The sequence below is a fragment of the Gilliamella sp. genome, assembly GCF_024104075.1.
In the GTDB taxonomy this organism is placed as follows: Bacteria; Pseudomonadota; Gammaproteobacteria; order Enterobacterales; family Orbaceae; genus Gilliamella; species Gilliamella bombi.
In genome coordinates, this window is the sequence record NZ_JAGGHR010000014.1 from 19,133 (window position 1) to 36,498 (window position 17,366).

Genomic DNA, 17,366 nt, shown 5'->3' on the forward strand with positions numbered 1-17,366 from the left:
AATTTAATCAGACAAATATTATTTTCGCAAAATGGATGTCTGATGAATAAAATAACAACAACACAAACCTGAACCCAACAAAACTACTCATTTTATACTTTAACATTTTTATACTTTAACATATAGTTACCTGAAACTTTTTGACAAAATTTTTTTAAAACCGTTTTCAAGGTTTTGCAACCAAAGCTTAATCAAACTAGCTTTTTGTTAGTTGTTAAAAGTAACAACTTTAACTATTTTGTCTAGCGTTTTTGCCATTAAGTAATTCTAATTTTATACACCACAATAATAACTTTTTTTTATTATAAAATTACCTTAGAACACGTTATATTATTGCCTTAAATAAAAAAGGAAAGATTAAACATGAAGAATTTATTAAAAAAATTAGTTATTTTTGGTTGTTTAAGCTTGCCAATGGCAAGTTATGCTGCCTTACCTGAATCGATTAAAGTTGGTTCGGATACGTCCTATGCGCCTTTTGATTTTATTGATGCTAATGGTGAAGTTACTGGATTCAACATTGAACTCACGAAAGCATTGTGTGAAAAGATCAATATTAAATGTACTTTTCAATCGACCGACTTCGATGCTTTGATCCCGTCGTTATTATCAAGAAAGATTGATATTATCTCGTCTTCGCTAATGATGACCGAAAAACGTAAAAAACAGATTGCTTTTTCTGACGAAATCTTTATGACTTATTCACGTTTGATTGTTAAAGAGGGTACTAATTTAATGCCTAATGCTGAGTCATTGAAAGGTAAGCGTGTTGGTGTTGAGCAAGGTACATCGCAAGAACATTTTGCCAACGAAATGTGGCGTCCGAACGGTGTAGTTATAGTGCCTTATCAAAATCAGTTACAAGTATTTTCTGATCTAGTGGCAGGTCGTTTAGATGCGGCATTGCAAGATGAAGTCACTGGCAGTTATGCCTTTTTAAAACAGCCACAAGGTAAAGGTTTTATTTTTGCTGGGGATGCTCTAACCGATGCGAACTACTTTGATGTTGGAGTAGGAATTGGTTTTCGTAAAAATGATAATGAGTTGCGCGAAGCCTTTAACCTAGCTTTAAAAGACCTCTTAGCTGATGGCACCTACCAAAAAATCAACAATAAGTATTTTGATTTTAATGTGTACGGTAATAAAAAATAAACCATGCAGGGGTATATTTCTTTAATTTGTCAAGGTGCATGGTTGACTATTATTTTAGCATTGACATCGCTACTACTGGCCATGATACTTGGTATTGTTTGTGCATTAGGTAAACTGAGTCATTCAAAAGTATGTAATGTGCTTTGTCAGGCTTATACATCGTTAATTCGAGGTGTACCCGATTTAGTGTTGATGATGCTAATCTTTTTTGGCTTGCAGTTTTTGGTTAATAATATAACTGATTATTTTAACGCTCCTTTTATTGAAGTTGATCCTTTAATCGCTGGTATTATTACGTTAGGCTTTATTTATGGGGCATATTTTACCGAAACTTTTAGAGGAGCTTATCTTGCGGTTTCTAGAAACACCTTAGCGGCAGCAACAGCGCTTGGTTTAAGTAAAGTGCAAGTATTTGGGTATGTAATGTTTCCTTTAATGATGCGCTTTGCCCTACCAGGTATTGCTAATAATTGGTTAGTGGTGTTAAAAGCGACAGCATTAGTGTCGTTATTGGGGTTATCGGATTTAGTCAAAGCTACTAAAAATGCAGGTGAAGCTGTGTACCAACCTTTGTTATTTGCTTTGATTGCTGGGGCTTTTTATCTGTTTTTTACATCAATATCTAATATCATTTTATGGTGGCTTGAACGGCATTATTCTATTGGCATTACTAAAACTAAATTATAAGAACTCATGTTAGAAATTATTCAACAATATTGGCAATCACTATTATGGACCGATGGTTATAATATCACTGGTCTTGCGATGACGCTGTGGATTTTTATTTTATCGGTTTTAATGGGGGGAATTTTGTCGCTAGCGTTAGCGGTAGGGCGAAATGCACAAAATAAACTGATTAAACTACCTATTTGGCTATTTACTTATATTTTTCGAGGTACGCCTTTATATGTGCAGTTATTGATTATTTACACTGGTATATATACCTTAAGTGTGGTTAAAAATAATGCTTGGTTAGGCGATTTTTTTCAAAGTGGTTTAAATTGTACGGTGTTAGCTTTTACCCTAAATACCTGCGCCTATACTACTGAAGTTTTTGCTGGAGCTATGCGGAATGTGCCAAATGGCGAAATTCAAGCTGCAACAGCACTTGGTTTTAATCGTTTTCAAATTTATCGTTATATCATTTTTCCAAGAGCATTTCGTATTGCATTGCCAGCTTATAGTAACGAGGTTATTTTTATGTTGCATTCAACTGCACTGGCTTTTACTGTTACTGTGCCTGATGTGATGAAGATTGCGCGCGATATTTATGCCGAAACCTATCAACCTTTTCATGCTTTTGGTATTGCAGCAGTGATTTATCTTTGTGTGAGCTTTACATTGATTTTTAGTTTCAAAAAGTTAGAGCAACGTTATTTGGCTTTTCAGCAGGCTAATATACAAATCAGTTAATAAATTGATTTAGACTATCGGATAATTTTCTCAATTCGTTTATAAGTTTATTGATCTATCAAAATAAAAATCCGACAATTGTAATGACATTTGCCGGATTTTGGTTGTTTGTCGATTTGACAACATGTTAATTTATAGGATAAAAATCGTTTGTAGAGTCAGCATCATCATCATGGTGACTTGAACCAGGTAATGCTCTAGCTCGTTCAATAGGAACATAACTGCCGCTAGGAGTTTCTACTTGGCATTCGCCTAAAAAGATAGAATATTTTGTGTTAGCTCGCATGCTTTCGCCTCTAAAATAACAGTGAGTTGCATTATATAAATCAACGCGACAAAGTAATGCAATACCTAACCAAGTAATTAATACAGCTAAAGCAACCCATTTTAGATGTTTCCAAATAAAAAGCCAAAAACCGATCCCTCTAAAACGGCAGTACCCAAAAACGAGTAATAAAACTGCAATAAACCCTAAAAATTCGTATAACCAAAATAGCCACATAGTAATCTCCCACACGTTAGTTAAGTGCTATTTTATACTAACTTTGGCTATACTTCTATATACTTGCGTCTATGAGTTTGCTTACATCCAAGATCCGTTACGAATAATACCAACCGCTAATCCTTCAATAGCAAAATTTTGCTGTTCTAAATCAACTTTGATTGGCGAAAACTCGGCATTTTCGGCAAGAAGATGTACATGCTTGCCTTTACGCGACAAGCGTTTAACTGTAACTTCATCATCAATACGAGCTACAACAACTTGTCCATTTTTAACGTCTTGGGTTTTATGTACAGCCAACAAGTCACCGTCAAATATACCAATATCTTTCATTGACATACCTTGCACTCTTAATAAAAAGTCTGCGCGAGGTTTAAATAGTGAAGGATCAACTTGGTAATGGCTTTCAATATGCTCTTGCGCTAATATTGGCGAACCAGCCGCGACTTGTCCAATAAGGGGCAAACCATCCTGTTCGTTTGGCTCAATAGGTGTTTCAAGTAAAAGGCGAATTCCGCGTGATGAGCCGGCGATCATTTCAATTGCGCCTTTTTTAGCTAAGGCTTTCAGATGTTCTTCGGCGGCGTTGGCAGATCGAAACCCCAATTTCTGGGCAATTTCAGCACGTGTAGGTGGCATACCAGTATTTTGAATGTTATCTTTTATTAAATCATAAATCTGTTGTTGGCGCTCAGTTAATGGTCTCATTACATATTCCTGTTTTTATATACAGATACATGTGATTATATACAGCTAATAATATAAAACAACTGTTTTATTTAATTTATTTTTCAATTGGTGGTAAATTTTGGGGGGATTGTTGTTATTATGCGCTAATTTTGTGAATTATTCTGGAAATGCAATAGTTAATTAACAACTGAATCTTTCTCCTTATTAGTATTATTTAATCAACTTATATATATGTTATAATAAAGCAATTTTTTGTTGGATTGGAATTTGCTTTATGCCTTATGTTGTTGCGCTCAGTGGTGGTATTGCCAGCGGTAAAAGCACTATTGCTGATTTGTTTGCCAAATTAGGCGTGCCTATTATTGATGCAGATATTATTGCGAGGCAAGTTGTGCAACCTGGTAGTTATGCGTTTAACCAAATTGTTAAGCATTTCAGCCAAGAAATTTTACTCGCTAATGGAGAACTTGATCGTAGTCAACTCCGCGAAATTATTTTTAATAATGAGCATGAACGGCTCTGGCTTAATAATTTGTTGCACCCCATCATTCAACAAGAAACTCAAACACAAATTGCTATGCAAAGTAAAATCTATCTAATTTGGGTTGTGCCGTTATTGATTGAAAACAATTTGCATACTTGGGCTGATCGTGTGCTGATAATTGATACCTCATTTTCACTACAATTGGAACGATTAGTAAAAAGGGATAATATTAGTGAATCATTAGCTAAAAAGATGATACAGTCACAAGTATCTTTAAAGAAACGTTTATCTTATGCTGATGATATTATAGTTAATGACGGCAATTTGTTGTCGCTAACAACACAAGTTAATCTACTGCATCAACAATATTTAAATAGCTTTAAAAGTAAGATTTAGAATAGATGAATAATATTATTTTTGAACATCCATTAAATGAAAAAATGCGTACTTGGCTTAGAGTTGAATTTTTATTAAATCAATTAAATGTACATTGTCATTTTAATGACAATAGTGCGTTGATTTTTTTTCATGCATTGTCTGAGTTGTTAGAGATTATTGAGCGTAATGATATTAAAGGTGATTTGGTTAAAGAGCTTGAATCGCAAAAACAAAAGTTAATTTTGTGGTTAAATGTCGAAGGTGTGGATCATGATTTACTCAATGACCTGATTCAGCAATTTGATGATTTTATCGTCCAATTTAATACAATTGGACGTTTAGGACAACCATTAAAAGATGATCGATTTATTACAGCCATTCGTCAACGTTTAATGATTCCGGGGGGATGTTGTAGTTTTGACTTGCCTTCGTTTCATTTATGGCTCAGAATTTCACAAGAAAGGCGTTATAATCAAATAAAAAATTGGTTACAACACTTATCAATACTTGATAAATCTCTAACATGTTATATGCAATTAATTCGACGGTTAGGGGAATTTAGACCGTTTGTTTATACCAATAATTTTTTTCAAGAGACAAATGGTGATGTTAATTTGATTCGTATTCGAATTTCTTTAGATAAAAATGTATATCCTCAAGTATCTGGTCATTTGTCGCGTTATAGTATTCGCTTTTTAGCACTTGAGAATTACGATAACGTCAATACTGATGAAATTGAATTTGAATTAGCCTGTTGTTGATTGAATACTGTTATTAAAAAAGAGTTGAAATGAATAAAAATACTACATTTGTTAAGTGCCCAACTTGTCAAAAAGAAGTTGAATGGAGTCAAACTAGTCTTTATCGTCCATTTTGCAGTAAGCGTTGCCAGCTTATCGATTTAGGTGATTGGGCAACTGAAGAACATCGCATTGCTGATAAAGATATGACAGAACAAGATATCTGGAGTGAACAAGACCTTGCTGATTTTATAGGTAGACATTAATGAAGATCCTTGGTATTGAAACTTCATGTGATGAAACTGGTATAGCCATTTATGATGATGTTAATGGTTTAATTGCAAATCAGCTTTATTCTCAAATTAAATTACATGCTGATTATGGTGGTGTGGTGCCAGAACTGGCATCGCGCGATCATATTCGTAAAACCGTGCCATTAATTCAAGCAGCTTTAAAACAAGCTAATTTAACCGCACACGATATTGATGGGGTTGCCTATACTGCTGGTCCGGGATTGATTGGAGCGTTGATGGTAGGCGCATCGATTGGACGATCGCTTGCTTATGCTTGGAACGTACCAGCTGTTGCAGTTCATCACATGGAAGGCCATTTACTTGCGCCGATGCTTGAAGATAATCCACCTGAATTTCCCTTTGTTGCATTATTAGTTTCGGGGGGACATACACAGCTTATTAGTGTGACTGGTATTGGTAAATATGAACTTATTGGAGAGTCAATTGATGATGCTGCAGGAGAAGCTTTTGATAAAACAGCCAAATTGCTTGGTTTAGATTATCCCGGTGGCGCAAAATTATCAAAATTGGCTGAACAGAGTAGTGGAGCGCGATTCCATTTTCCTAGGCCAATGACTGATCGTCCTGGGCTTGATTTTAGTTTTTCAGGCCTTAAAACAGCCGCAGCTAATATGATTCATCAGCATAGTGATAATAATATTATTGATCCACAAACTAAAGCAGATATTGCTAGAGCATTTGAGGATGCTTTGGTTGATACATTGGTGATTAAAGTAAGACGAGCACTTGAACAAACTAGATTTAAAAATTTAGTAGTTGCTGGTGGGGTAAGTGCTAACAAAACACTGCGTACTAAATTGACTGAGTTGATGCATCAACGAAAAGGAAAAGTTTTTTATCCAAGGCTCGAATTTTGTACCGATAATGGTGCCATGATTGCTTATGCCGGTATGATTCATTTAAAAGAGAGGCAGTATTCAGATTTAGTTATTAGTGTTAAACCAAGATGGCCTCTTAGCGATCTTAATGTTGGTTAACTGATTATTTTGATTTGACAACATGTAAATTAAAATTACATGAAAAATAAAAATGCGGGAATTTGTTCCCGCATTTTTAAGCTATATAGTTAAATAAACGATATTAATTAATAGGATCTGTATCAGAACATTCTTCTTGTTTTTCTGAATTGGTCTTTTCATTAGCTAATTTTTGAATATTTTGATTAATATTAAATAGTACACAAATTAATTCAAAACCAATGCGAGTTGAAATAAAGCCCACAACTAAGGTAACAATGCCAGTGAAAAAAGCAACTAAACCCATAGTAAAGCTATAAGTAAATGCAGCAAAACTACCTAATATCATAGAGAACGCACTAATTCCAATAAGTAATAATGCGATCCAATACACGATTGTGATAAAAGAAGGTGTTAACATTTTATCAAAGAAGAATAAGTCTTTAATGGTAAAGCCTTTAAAGTCTATTTTTTTGTTCATTTTATTTCCTTTTTAGTTGGATTGATTTTATTACTTCTATTTTTTTATATTTGCGTATAAAGTGATAATTTTTGAAAAGCGCGACAATTATAACATAAAATTATTTTGAGATTAACTTATGAAAACTTATATCCCCGGTAAAGATGCTGCTCTTGAAGATTCGATCAACTATTTTCAGCAGCAATTAGCAAAATATGATTTAGAAGTAAAAGAAACTTCTTGGCTAAATCCGGTACCTAATGTGTGGTCAGTGCATATTCAAAATACTAAATGTCCACTGTGCTTTGCTAATGGTAAAGGCGCAAGCAAAAAGGCGGCATTAGCATCGGCTTTAGGAGAGTATTTTGAACGGTTATCAACCAATTACTTTTTTTCAGATTTTTACTTAGGAGAGCAAATAGCGAATGCCGATTTTGTGCATTATCCAAGTGAAAAATGGTTCATTATTCCTGAAGATAATTCCCTACCTAAAGGACTATTATCCAAAGAACTACTTAAGTTTTATGATCCTAATCAGGAATTGAGTGCAACAGATTTAATTGATTTACAATCAAGTAATGGTGATCGAGGTATCTGCGCTTTACCATTTGAACAGCAGTCTGACAAAAAAACTATTTATGTGCCAGTTAATTTAATTGCTAATTTATATGCCTCTAATGGAATGTCAGCCGGTAATACTCGTAATGAGGCTCGAGTACAAGGGTTATCTGAAATTTTTGAGCGTTATACTAAAAATAAGATTATAGCCGAAGGCATTAGCTTACCAATTATCCCAACTGAAGTGATTAACCGTTACCCCACCGTTTTAGCTGCAATTGATGCGCTTGAAAGCGAAGGCTTTCCGCTTTACTGTTTTGATGCCTCATTGGGTGGAGAGTTTCCGGTTATTTGTGTAGTGTTATTTAATCCACAAAATGGAACGTGTTACGCCTCATTTGGTGCGCATCCAAATTTTGGCGTTGCGCTTGAAAGAACAGTAACAGAATTACTACAAGGACGCAGTTTAAAAGATCTTGATGTGTTTTCACCTCCAAGTTTTGATAATGATGATATTGCCGACCTTAGCAATTTAGAAACGCATTTTATTGATTCGAGCGGTTTGATTTCATGGGATCTATTTAATGAGCAAGCAGATTACGAATTTGTCGATTGGGACTTTTCCGGTTCAACTGAGCAAGAATTTGCTAATTTGATGGATATTTTTACCCGCCATAATACTGAAGTGTTAATTATGGACTACGAACACCTTGGTGTATATGCTTGCCGAATTCTGGCCGTTGGTATGTCTGAAATTTATCCTCCTGAAGATCTTATAATTGCCAATAGCAATATGGCTATTGGATTACGAGAGCTTATTTTGTCATTACCTTCCCAAAAACGTACAGCTAAACAGTACCTAGCAATTATTGAACAGCTTGATGATGAAGGGCTTGATGATTATGCTCGAATTCGCGAACTGCTAGGCATAGCAACAGGTAACGATAATGCTTGGTTAACTCTTCGCGTTGGCGAGTTAAAAGCAATGCTGGCATTGGCAGGCAAAGACTTAATACAAGCACAACAGTGGATTGATTGGACGATTGAAATGAACGAGTCTATATTCACGCCATCGCGCAATCATGCTTATCGTTGTTTACAGACATTAGTTAATTTTATTTTAGAACGAGACAAAAAACAGTTTAATAACTATCAAGCCGCATTTAATAAAATGTATGGTAAAACCTGTGTTGATGATATGTGGCAATACGCTAATGGTGACAAAACATTTTTTGGTTTAGCTAATTATACGAAAATCGAGAAACAGACCAATAACAATCTAGAACAGTTTGATATGCACCAAAAATTATTAGCTGTATATAATAAATTGCATCAGACAATGTTATAAATTATTAACTTAAATTTTATTTAAATTCCACCGGTGAACACGGTGGAATGAATAACTTTATTTAACCTTGCCTTGCAAATTCTCCTGCTTGCCTTACTAACTCATCGCTCGGGGTTACACCGGTATATAACACAAACTGTTCAAGCGCTTGTAAAACAGCAACATCAGCACCTGAAATAATGATTTTATTTATCTTTTGGGCATATTTTATCATGGGAGTATCAACGGGAAGGGCAACTACATCAAACACAATATCGGCATTTTTTATCATAGTTGTGGGAAATGCAAGCGCCTCAGACTCAATAGCACCAAGCATACCAATTGGGGTAACATTGATAATCAATTTGGCTTGATGTGGCAATATTTCTTGCTCATCCTTTACCCATTTATAGCCATATCGTTTGGCTAATGCTTCGCCTTTTTGTTGGTTACGTGCGGCAATAATACCATTTTTAAATCCCGCATCATAAAAAGCTCCGATCACCGCATTAGCCATGCCTCCGCTGCCTTTTAATACAAATGGTGTTGTATTATCAATCTTATTTTCTACAATGAGTTTAGCAACGGCAATATAATCAGTGTTATAAGCTTTTAAATGATGGTTGGTGTTAACAATGGTATTTATCGATTGAATAGATTTTACCGAGTCATCTAATTCATCAATAAACTCAATGCAAGCTTCTTTATAAGGCATTGAAATGGCGCAACCTCTAATACCTAAGGCCTTAATGCCATAAATCGCATCTTTCAAATTATTGGTAGTAAAGGCTTTATATAAGTAATTAAGATGGAGTTTTTCGTACAAATAGTTATGAAAGCGAGTACCAAAATTGCTTGGTCTTGCTGAAAGGGACATGCAAACAGTTGTGTCTTTATTGATAATTCTTGCCATTACAACAAATCCTTGTGATCATATTAGATGATTTTATTTTACCACTTTCTTAATTAACGTGTATGTAATTATGGTTGCAAACAATAACGGTCCTAAAATACAGCAAGAAAAAGCAACAGTAAGAGCAATGATCTATTTATATTGCTTTAAACAACATCATAGCCAACATCATCAGTTATGTGAGGAATGCAACGACCTGTTGCAATATGCTATGCAACGCTTAACAATGTGTCGTTTTGGTGAAGAAAAAACGACATGTGAACGTTGCCCTAAACATTGTTATCGTAAAGATTATAAATTAAAAATTAAACAGGTAATGCGTTTTTCTGGTCCAAGAATGTTAATTTATTATCCTACAATGGCATTAAGGCATCTTTATAAAAACTTGGTGAGTAGGTAAGTTATTACCATTATTAACGTCTACTATGACAAAACAAATATTAACTCGTCATAAAGTTAAAATTATGGTTTAGTATATTCTATTGATTAAAAATACTAATTCCCAAAATAGCCCAAAACTTCCACCGATTTGTATACTGTGAAAAATTTGTTATTATTAGAAACAGAATTTAAAATAATGGCTCGATAAGAGTCTGGATCAAAGAAATGTCTATTGCAGTTGTTGAAGTTAATCGTCAAGCAGTTATTCATAATGTTGAGTATCTCAAAAAAATGGCTCCAAATAGTCAACTAGTTGCGATTATAAAAGCCAATGCTTATTCACATGGTAGTGAGGAGATTGCTCAATTATTACATGATAAAGTGAATTATTTTGGTGTATCGCGCCTTACCGAAGCTATGCAATTGCGAAACAATGGTATTAACACACCGATTCTGGCTTTGGAAGGTTTCTTCCCGCATGATGATTTGGATTATTTTATTGATTTTAACATTCAACCAGCTATTCATAGCAAATGGCAAATTGACATATTGCAAACATCCCTCCGTAAAGATCAAATTACCACATGGTTTAAGCTTGATACAGGAATGCATCGTTTAGGTTTTTGTCCTGATGAAGCAAAGGACGAATTTTATCGTTTGGCTAGTTGTTCAGTGGTTTGCAAACCAATTAATATTATGAGTCATTTTAGTTCGGCTGATGATCTCTCTTCAGAGAAAACGTTAAAGCAAATAGAACTATTTGATGAGTTTATTAATTCAATTGATGACAAATCACTTATTGGTAAACGCTCGATTGCTGCATCGGGCGGTATATTAGCCTGGCCAAAAGCTCAGCGAGATGTTGTGCGTCAAGGTATTGCTTTATATGGCGTTTCACCTTTTGATGAATCTATTGCTGAGCTACAACCTGCAATGACGTTTAAATCTGAATTAATTGCGGTACGAAAACACAAAAAAGGTGAATCAGTTGGTTATGGTCAAATTTGGTGTAGCCAGCAAGATACTAAACTAGGTGTGGTTGCAATGGGGTATGGTGATGGTTATCCACGAAATATTCCAGAAAATACTCCTGTTTTGATTAATGGTCGAAAAGTACCAATCGTTGGTCGAGTATCAATGGATATGATTGTAGTTGATTTAGGTATAAATTGTCTTGAAAAACCAGGTGATGAAGTCATATTTTGGGGAGCAGGACTTCCTGTTGAGGAAATCGCAAAGCATACTGGAATTAGTGCTTACGAATTGATAACGCGCTTAACTTCACGCGCAAAAATTCATTATATAGATAAATTAAATTATGATTAAAAAAATATTTTTATACACTTTACTTTCTTTTATATTAATTATTGGCGGCTCGATCAGTATTGGTTATTACTTTTTACAGCAGTTTTCTAAACAACAAATGCAAGTAACCAACGAAAACCAGATGTTTGTTTTGAAAAAAGGCACATCCATGCACCAATTGGTTGCACAAGTTAAAGAAAGTAAATTAATGCATAGTGCTTATTTATTGCCTTATTTGTGTAAATTGAATCCTTCATTGAGATCAATTAAAGCAGGAACTTATCAATTACACCCACATATGACCGTTGAAGAGTTTTTGCAATTATTAGTGTCGGGTAAAGAAAGCAATTTTTCAATTCAATTTGTGGAAGGTAAACGAGCTAAAGATTGGTTAAATATTATTCAAAGCACGCCATACATTGAACAAACATTAGTTGGAAAAACAGATGAAGAAATTGCTAAGTTATTAGGCATTGAAGGATCAATTGAAGGTTGGTTATCGCCTGATACTTACCTTTATACCGCAGACACTTTAGATATTAATATCCTAAAACGTGCGCATATGACGATGAAAAGTAATTTGCAAAAAATTTGGGATAATCGGGATAGTAATCTTCCTTATCAATCCCCTTATGAATTACTGATTATTGCATCAATTATTGAGAAGGAAACAGGTATTAGTTCAGAGCGTGCTAATGTGGCATCGGTATTTGTTAATCGTTTAAGAGCTAAAATGAAGTTACAAACAGATCCAACTATTATTTATGGTTTAGGCGATAACTATAAAGGTACTATTAGGCGCGTTGATTTGACCGATACTGAAAATCCTTATAATACTTATGTTATTGAAGGATTACCACCAACTCCAATTGCAATGCCAAGCATTGCCTCGCTCGAAGCTGCAGCACACCCAGCTAAAACCAATTATCTGTTTTTTGTGGCGAATGGAACAGGTGGACATACATTCTCAAGTACTTACAGTAACCATCAGCAAGCAGTTAATGAGTATCGTCGAATGAATAGTAGTGGGAATTAAATAAAAATTCAATAAAATCAATGCTCTGTCTGAGCATTTTTTCATGTTTGTTAACTTTAATTATTACCGCATATTAATGCGGTAATTTTTCATAATTAAGTTGCGACAAATCATCAAGTTGCTTAATTAGGTAAAGTAGATGATTAACATCTTGTTCTTGCTCTTTTAGTGCTTCTTCAAAATAAGGGTGTAAGGCAAATTTGGGCAAATTTGTTTTGGCGTCAATCATTGCTTGTATACGTGGAATAAAAATCCATTGTAACCATTCGTGTGCTTGCATGGTATCGATAGCAAAAGGTTCTTGGCTTAAAAATGCATTGGGATTTGGCGGTATAGTTTGCCATAAATCGATTTTTTGTAATTCCTCAATAATTTGGTCAAGTTGATTTAGTAGCTTTTGCCCTTGCGATTTTTGTGTTAATAAATTCTGATAATGTAGCCAATCAAAATAGGGGCCAGGATCTGTTTTTCGATTTGGAGCAATATCGCTATGCCCAGCAATATCTTTGATGGCATAAGTTTGTTGTAATAATAACGTAACGTTTACTAATTGCTGATATTGTTGTTCGGTAAAATTATCGCTATCACATCCTTCCATTTCGATGCCGATCGAAAAATCATTACAATTTTCTTGCCCTTCAAATGCTGATTTTCCTGCATGCCAGGCACGTTTATCAAATGGAACAAATTGAATAATTTCACCATCACGTCGAATAAATAGATGGCTTGATACTTCAAGTTGATGAATCGAAGCAAAGTACGGGTGCTGGTTGGGATCGAGCCGACCAGTAAATAATTGCTCAACATAAGGACCTCCATATTCATTGGGCGGTAAGCTTATATTATGAATAACAAGTAGTGATATCGGTTTATTAATAGGGCGTTCATTATAAAAAGGCGAAACAACTTGCTTTATACCTTGTAACCAGCCATTAACAATTTTTAGGGACATAGTGACTCCACTTATTTGATAAACCGATGTATGGATTTGTCTATTTTGCGATTTGCTTCGCAAAAATTGAACATACAACGTAATAATTAACTACATTAAGGATTTTACTTTCTAATCTTACTTTTTCATTATTATTCCATTTTTTTGTTTTGCTATAAAGGCTCTTAGATTAAATCATTGACTAAAAAATAGAGGTGTTTATGTCTAATCAATCGGGCTTTACGTTATTTGAACTTATGATTGCCATTATTGTTATCGCTATCTTAGCCGCTATCGGTGTTCCTGCTTATCAGGGATATGTAAAAAAAGCCGCAATGACTGATATGTTGCAAACAATGACATCGTATAAAACCGCTGTAGAAATTTGTGCTGTAGAGCAAGGTAGCTTAACCAATTGTAGTAATGGTAATAATGGCGTACCAGCTAGTCGGACATCAAATTATGTTACTTCTATTACGGTTAATAACGGAGTTATTACTTTGGTTGGAACTAGCGCCTTAACAGGGTTAACTACTACACTAACACCAACAATCAATGCTACAAATGGCAATTTAGATTGGAGCCGAGTTTGTACTACATCGCCAAGTGATACCAGTTTAACCAGTGCTTGTGAAGATATTTTTAAATTCTAATGTTTGTATTTAATAATTGACGAATAAGGAACCACCTTTATGCAAGAAGAACAGTTAATTGAAAGTATCGATAAATTGTTACTTGAAGCATTAGATAAGCGTGCTTCGGATATTCATTTTGAGCCTTACCAACATAGCTATCGTATTCGTATGCGCATTGATGGTGTTTTGCACGATATGTTATCACCCCCACTTGCATTAGCGAAACAGATAACAGCAAGATTAAAAATCATGTCTCAACTAAATATAGCTGAACATCGATTACCGCAAGATGGCCAACTCATTATTGATCGTTATACCATGCGTATTTCCACTTTGCCTGTAATGAATGGCGAAAAAATTGTTTTAAGAGTAATGGATAATCATGAATCTGAATTAACCATTAATGATTTAGGGTTAACGGATGCAGATCTGTTAACATTCAAACAAATTTTAGACTACCCACAAGGATTGATTTTAGTTACAGGTCCAACAGGAAGCGGTAAAACGGTGACGTTATATAGTGGATTAAAGCGGTTAAATAAAACCGAACGTAACATCTGTAGTGTCGAAGATCCCATTGAAATTCCTCTAGAGGGTATTAATCAAACTGCGATTAATCTCAAGGCTGGCTTAACATTTGCTATTGTATTGCGTGCTTTACTACGGCAAGATCCTGATGTAATGATGATTGGCGAAATTCGCGATCATGAAACCGCCGAAATTGCAATTCAAGCTGCGCAAACAGGGCATCTAGTATTATCTACATTGCACACTAATTCAAGTGTCGAGGCAATAACACGATTAAAGCAAATGGGTATAGAAAATTATCTATTATCATCAAGTTTAAAATTAATCATTGCTCAGCGGTTAGTTCGAAAATTGTGTCCACACTGTAAGGTAGTAGCGAATGATCTGGTTATGTTTGGTAATGAACATGTACCACATTATTTGTCTTCAGGATGCTCTAATTGTATTGGTGGCTATAAAGGAAGAATTGGACTATACGAGTTGTTAGTCATCACCCCCGAAATTCAACAACAAATCTTAGCAAATCAAGCTATTTTATCCTCAAATATGATTTCATTAAAAAAAGCTGGGCAAAAATTAGTGAAGCAGGGTATGACAACGTTAGCTGAATTAAATCGAGTCTTGGGTGATACAGTATGAAACGGCTCTATTATTGGTATGATGTCGATTTTAACCAACACAAAATTATTGCCGAATCATCACAGGCAGCTAAAAGACTGTTATTATTGCAAGGTAAAATTGCCATTAAGATTAAAGCTGGTAAAATTATTACTGCACATAGTTTTAATCGTACAGATCTACTGATGATTACCAAACAATTAGCGACTATGTTAAAAGCAGGTTTGTCTATTATTGATACATTACAATTGCTTGCTCAAGAACAAGCTAAACCGCATTGGCAATATTTGTTACTTGATATTAAACAACAAGTCGCTAAAGGCGAATTTTTATCTCAAGTATTGCAGCAACATCAATCGGTGTTTTCCTCTTTGTATTGTGAGATTATTGCAACAGGTGAACTAACTGGGCAGCTCGATGAAAGTTTTGAACAATTATCGTTATTGCTTGAAAAATCAATTAAACTGCAAAAAAGCCTAAAAAAGGCAATGCGTTATCCGTTATTTTTATTATTGATTGCAATGATGGCAAGTTTGGTAATGTTATTATTCGTTTTACCTAAATTTTCCGATATTTATCAAAATTTCGATGCTGAACTACCAGCTTTTACACAAGGAGTTATTGATTTTTCGAGTTATTTGCAACAAAGCTGGTTAATTTGGTGTATCGTCTTTTTTATTAGTTATTTTTGTTATCAACGCTATTTAAAAGTGCGTTATCGACGTAAAATCGAAATGATAGTAATAAAATTTCCCTTTATTGGAAAAATTATTCAAACCACTTGCTTAACTCAGATTTTTCAAACAATTGGAATCACTCAAAAAGCTGGCATACCATTATTAGCTGGTTTAACTGCGGCGGCTAATACTACTTGCTATTGTCTTTATCGTGATAGTATTTCGCAAATTATTGTAGGCATTGAGCAAGGGCTTCCATTTAGCCATGTATTGCATGGGCAACGATACTTTCCTAATTTATGTTCACAGTTAATTCATGTGGGGGAGGAATCAGGCACACTAGATTTAATGCTCGATAAATTAGCAATTTATTATCAAGAACAAAATCAAACCTTAACCGATAATTTATCGCAAGCATTCGAGCCATTATTAATGCTTGTTTTGTCTTTAATTATTGGCAGTTTAATTATGGCTATGTATTTACCGATATTCCAAATGGGCGATGTAATTCACTAATGTTAGTATTTATTATTATCTATTTAGGTCTTTGTATCGGTAGCTTTGTTTATGTTGCTTATTATCGTTATTTGCCAACACTGACACCATACCAATATTTATGTCGAATTAGTTTTCATCGATCTGCTTGCCCACATTGTCATAGTAAGCTGAAAGCTTGGCAATTGATACCGATTATTTCTTGGTTAATATTAAAACGACGTTGTTATTACTGCGATACCAATATTTCATGCCAATATCTTATTGTTGAATTATTTGTCGCTGTTTTATTTACTTTTATCTATATTGATAAAAGCATCAATTATCAAAGCGGTATTTTAATGATTCTTGGTTGTTATTTTTTACTTTTAGCTTTAATCGATTTTAGATACTATTTATTGCCAGATTTGTTTACCCAACCATTAATGTGGACAGGTGTAATGCTTGCCTATTTTGATTTGGCAAACATCGTTTTAACCGATGCTTTGCTAGGTATCTTTTGGGGATATCTATTATTAAAAATACCTGCTACTTTATTTTATTTGGTATTTAAAAAACAGGGATTAGGGGGAGGTGATATCAAATTGCTTGCCGCTCTTGGTGCTTGGTTGCCTTATACATCATTACCAATGTTATTATTTTTTGCTTCCCTATTGGGGATTATATATTCTCTTTTTTTGCGATATGTGATCAATGAACCAAAATCAAAAGTTATTCCATTTGGTCCTTTCTTATTAATTTCTGGTTATGTGATTTATTATTTCTGTTAAAAAGTTTCAGGAAAATAGGTGTTTTAATCAATTTATTGTTAATCAATAAGTGTTAAAAGTGCATAAATGTATTATTTTTTCATTAAATGCAATATATAACTAA

General features: G+C 34.3%; 19 protein-coding genes and 2 pseudogenes. 15 read left to right on the forward strand and 6 right to left on the reverse strand.

Features of this window, described 5'->3' with window-relative positions; translation table 11 throughout:
- The first annotated feature begins 363 nt into the window (after positions 1-363).
- Genes J6569_RS05725 through hisM form a run of 3 tightly spaced genes read left to right on the forward strand, consistent with a single transcriptional unit; the run spans position 364 to position 2,565 of the window.
- Positions 364-1,152, forward strand: coding sequence for a lysine/arginine/ornithine ABC transporter substrate-binding protein (locus J6569_RS05725; protein WP_085165485.1), 789 nt, complete (start codon positions 364-366; stop codon positions 1,150-1,152).
- A 3-nt stretch (positions 1,153-1,155) separates the two neighbouring features.
- The gene (locus J6569_RS05730; RefSeq protein ID WP_065591006.1) at positions 1,156-1,839 is read left to right on the forward strand and encodes an ABC transporter permease subunit; all 684 of its coding nucleotides are present in this window, start codon (positions 1,156-1,158) and stop codon (positions 1,837-1,839) included.
- A gap of 6 nt (positions 1,840-1,845) precedes the next feature.
- On the forward strand, positions 1,846-2,565 hold the full coding sequence (hisM, locus tag J6569_RS05735; protein WP_296318012.1) for a histidine ABC transporter permease HisM: 720 nt from the start codon (positions 1,846-1,848) through the stop codon (positions 2,563-2,565).
- A 127-nt stretch (positions 2,566-2,692) separates the two neighbouring features.
- Here hisM and J6569_RS05740 read toward each other — a convergent pair whose 3' ends face one another.
- Both J6569_RS05740 and lexA read right to left on the reverse strand, forming a co-directional pair.
- Positions 2,693-3,067: a hypothetical protein gene (locus J6569_RS05740; RefSeq protein ID WP_065591008.1), complete on the reverse strand. Its 375-nt coding sequence runs from the start codon at positions 3,065-3,067 to the stop codon at positions 2,693-2,695.
- Positions 3,068-3,148: 81 nt separating this feature from the next.
- Positions 3,149-3,775: a transcriptional repressor LexA gene (gene lexA / locus J6569_RS05745; RefSeq protein ID WP_065591009.1), complete on the reverse strand. Its 627-nt coding sequence runs from the start codon at positions 3,773-3,775 to the stop codon at positions 3,149-3,151.
- 256 nt (positions 3,776-4,031) lie between these two features.
- Between lexA and coaE the strand changes: the two genes are divergently transcribed.
- The 4 genes from coaE to tsaD are packed head-to-tail and all read left to right on the forward strand — an operon-like array spanning position 4,032 to position 6,650.
- Positions 4,032-4,637 carry a dephospho-CoA kinase gene (gene coaE / locus J6569_RS05750; protein ID WP_085165478.1) on the forward strand — a complete coding sequence of 202 codons (606 nt, stop codon included), beginning with the start codon at positions 4,032-4,034 and terminating at the stop codon, positions 4,635-4,637.
- A 5-nt stretch (positions 4,638-4,642) separates the two neighbouring features.
- Entirely contained in the window at positions 4,643-5,380 is a 738-nt protein-coding gene (zapD, locus tag J6569_RS05755) for a cell division protein ZapD (RefSeq protein ID WP_034911364.1), read from the forward strand.
- Between the two features lie 29 nt (positions 5,381-5,409).
- The gene (yacG, locus tag J6569_RS05760) at positions 5,410-5,625 is read left to right on the forward strand and encodes a DNA gyrase inhibitor YacG (RefSeq protein ID WP_174798481.1); all 216 of its coding nucleotides are present in this window, start codon (positions 5,410-5,412) and stop codon (positions 5,623-5,625) included.
- The gene (gene tsaD / locus J6569_RS05765; RefSeq protein ID WP_065591012.1) at positions 5,625-6,650 is read left to right on the forward strand and encodes a tRNA (adenosine(37)-N6)-threonylcarbamoyltransferase complex transferase subunit TsaD; all 1,026 of its coding nucleotides are present in this window, start codon (positions 5,625-5,627) and stop codon (positions 6,648-6,650) included. The genes yacG and tsaD overlap by 1 nt, the downstream gene beginning before the upstream one ends.
- 103 nt (positions 6,651-6,753) lie before the next feature.
- Here the strand turns inward: tsaD and J6569_RS05770 are convergent, their stop codons facing one another.
- Positions 6,754-7,110 (reverse strand): DUF4282 domain-containing protein, encoded by a 357-nt coding sequence (locus J6569_RS05770; RefSeq protein WP_194240423.1) that lies wholly within the window; start codon positions 7,108-7,110, stop codon positions 6,754-6,756.
- Between the two features lie 118 nt (positions 7,111-7,228).
- Between J6569_RS05770 and ycaO the strand changes: the two genes are divergently transcribed.
- Complete coding sequence (ycaO, locus tag J6569_RS05775) at positions 7,229-8,995, forward strand: 30S ribosomal protein S12 methylthiotransferase accessory factor YcaO (protein ID WP_296318013.1); 1,767 nt, start codon at positions 7,229-7,231, stop codon at positions 8,993-8,995.
- 61 nt (positions 8,996-9,056) lie between these two features.
- On the opposite strand, the gene J6569_RS05780 is transcribed toward ycaO, so the two are convergent.
- Positions 9,057-9,887 carry a shikimate 5-dehydrogenase gene (locus tag J6569_RS05780; RefSeq protein WP_065591014.1) on the reverse strand — a complete coding sequence of 277 codons (831 nt, stop codon included), beginning with the start codon at positions 9,885-9,887 and terminating at the stop codon, positions 9,057-9,059.
- Positions 9,888-9,957: 70 nt separating this feature from the next.
- Here J6569_RS05780 and J6569_RS05785 point away from each other — a divergent pair, with 70 nt between their 5' ends.
- The 3 genes from J6569_RS05785 (at position 9,958) to mltG (ending at position 12,609) form a co-directional block, all read left to right on the forward strand.
- Complete coding sequence (locus J6569_RS05785) at positions 9,958-10,287, forward strand: nitrous oxide-stimulated promoter family protein (protein WP_034911385.1); 330 nt, start codon at positions 9,958-9,960, stop codon at positions 10,285-10,287.
- A 206-nt stretch (positions 10,288-10,493) separates the two neighbouring features.
- Positions 10,494-11,594, forward strand: coding sequence for an alanine racemase (gene alr, locus J6569_RS05790; RefSeq protein WP_065591015.1), 1,101 nt, complete (start codon positions 10,494-10,496; stop codon positions 11,592-11,594).
- On the forward strand, positions 11,587-12,609 hold the full coding sequence (mltG, locus tag J6569_RS05795) for an endolytic transglycosylase MltG (RefSeq protein ID WP_085165467.1): 1,023 nt from the start codon (positions 11,587-11,589) through the stop codon (positions 12,607-12,609). Before alr ends, mltG begins: the two co-directional genes overlap by 8 nt.
- A 73-nt stretch (positions 12,610-12,682) precedes the next feature.
- Here the strand turns inward: mltG and J6569_RS11255 are convergent.
- Positions 12,683-12,991, reverse strand: a pseudogene (locus J6569_RS11255) (YqcC family protein); the annotation flags it as partial.
- Between the two features lie 27 nt (positions 12,992-13,018).
- Positions 13,019-13,561: pseudogene (ampD, locus tag J6569_RS11260) on the reverse strand (1,6-anhydro-N-acetylmuramyl-L-alanine amidase AmpD); the annotation flags it as partial.
- A gap of 200 nt (positions 13,562-13,761) precedes the next feature.
- Between ampD and ppdD the strand changes: the two are divergent.
- Genes ppdD through J6569_RS05820 form a run of 4 tightly spaced genes read left to right on the forward strand, consistent with a single transcriptional unit; the run spans position 13,762 to position 17,263 of the window.
- On the forward strand, positions 13,762-14,193 hold the full coding sequence (gene ppdD, locus J6569_RS05805; RefSeq protein WP_065591018.1) for a prepilin peptidase-dependent pilin: 432 nt from the start codon (positions 13,762-13,764) through the stop codon (positions 14,191-14,193).
- A gap of 39 nt (positions 14,194-14,232) precedes the next feature.
- Positions 14,233-15,342, forward strand: a complete 1,110-nt coding sequence (locus J6569_RS05810; protein ID WP_296318014.1) for an ATPase, T2SS/T4P/T4SS family — start codon at positions 14,233-14,235, stop codon at positions 15,340-15,342.
- Positions 15,339-16,514: a type II secretion system F family protein gene (locus J6569_RS05815; protein WP_174798473.1), complete on the forward strand. Its 1,176-nt coding sequence runs from the start codon at positions 15,339-15,341 to the stop codon at positions 16,512-16,514. Before J6569_RS05810 ends, J6569_RS05815 begins: the two co-directional genes overlap by 4 nt.
- Positions 16,514-17,263 carry an A24 family peptidase gene (locus J6569_RS05820; RefSeq protein WP_296318015.1) on the forward strand — a complete coding sequence of 250 codons (750 nt, stop codon included), beginning with the start codon at positions 16,514-16,516 and terminating at the stop codon, positions 17,261-17,263. Before J6569_RS05815 ends, J6569_RS05820 begins: the two co-directional genes overlap by 1 nt.
- Positions 17,264-17,366: the final 103 nt, after the last annotated feature.

Coding starts and splice junctions, on each gene's coding strand:
- J6569_RS05725 (WP_085165485.1), top strand. CDS start 364: ATGAAGAATTTATTAAAAAAATTAGTTATTTTTGGTTGTTTAAGCTTG.
- J6569_RS05730 (WP_065591006.1), top strand. CDS start 1,156: ATGCAGGGGTATATTTCTTTAATTTGTCAAGGTGCATGGTTGACTATT.
- hisM (WP_296318012.1), top strand. CDS start 1,846: ATGTTAGAAATTATTCAACAATATTGGCAATCACTATTATGGACCGAT.
- J6569_RS05740 (WP_065591008.1), bottom strand. CDS start 3,067: ATGTGGCTATTTTGGTTATACGAATTTTTAGGGTTTATTGCAGTTTTA.
- lexA (WP_065591009.1), bottom strand. CDS start 3,775: ATGAGACCATTAACTGAGCGCCAACAACAGATTTATGATTTAATAAAA.
- coaE (WP_085165478.1), top strand. CDS start 4,032: ATGCCTTATGTTGTTGCGCTCAGTGGTGGTATTGCCAGCGGTAAAAGC.
- zapD (WP_034911364.1), top strand. CDS start 4,643: ATGAATAATATTATTTTTGAACATCCATTAAATGAAAAAATGCGTACT.
- yacG (WP_174798481.1), top strand. CDS start 5,410: ATGAATAAAAATACTACATTTGTTAAGTGCCCAACTTGTCAAAAAGAA.
- tsaD (WP_065591012.1), top strand. CDS start 5,625: ATGAAGATCCTTGGTATTGAAACTTCATGTGATGAAACTGGTATAGCC.
- J6569_RS05770 (WP_194240423.1), bottom strand. CDS start 7,110: ATGAACAAAAAAATAGACTTTAAAGGCTTTACCATTAAAGACTTATTC.
- ycaO (WP_296318013.1), top strand. CDS start 7,229: ATGAAAACTTATATCCCCGGTAAAGATGCTGCTCTTGAAGATTCGATC.
- J6569_RS05780 (WP_065591014.1), bottom strand. CDS start 9,887: ATGGCAAGAATTATCAATAAAGACACAACTGTTTGCATGTCCCTTTCA.
- J6569_RS05785 (WP_034911385.1), top strand. CDS start 9,958: ATGGTTGCAAACAATAACGGTCCTAAAATACAGCAAGAAAAAGCAACA.
- alr (WP_065591015.1), top strand. CDS start 10,494: ATGTCTATTGCAGTTGTTGAAGTTAATCGTCAAGCAGTTATTCATAAT.
- mltG (WP_085165467.1), top strand. CDS start 11,587: ATGATTAAAAAAATATTTTTATACACTTTACTTTCTTTTATATTAATT.
- ppdD (WP_065591018.1), top strand. CDS start 13,762: ATGTCTAATCAATCGGGCTTTACGTTATTTGAACTTATGATTGCCATT.
- J6569_RS05810 (WP_296318014.1), top strand. CDS start 14,233: ATGCAAGAAGAACAGTTAATTGAAAGTATCGATAAATTGTTACTTGAA.
- J6569_RS05815 (WP_174798473.1), top strand. CDS start 15,339: ATGAAACGGCTCTATTATTGGTATGATGTCGATTTTAACCAACACAAA.
- J6569_RS05820 (WP_296318015.1), top strand. CDS start 16,514: ATGTTAGTATTTATTATTATCTATTTAGGTCTTTGTATCGGTAGCTTT.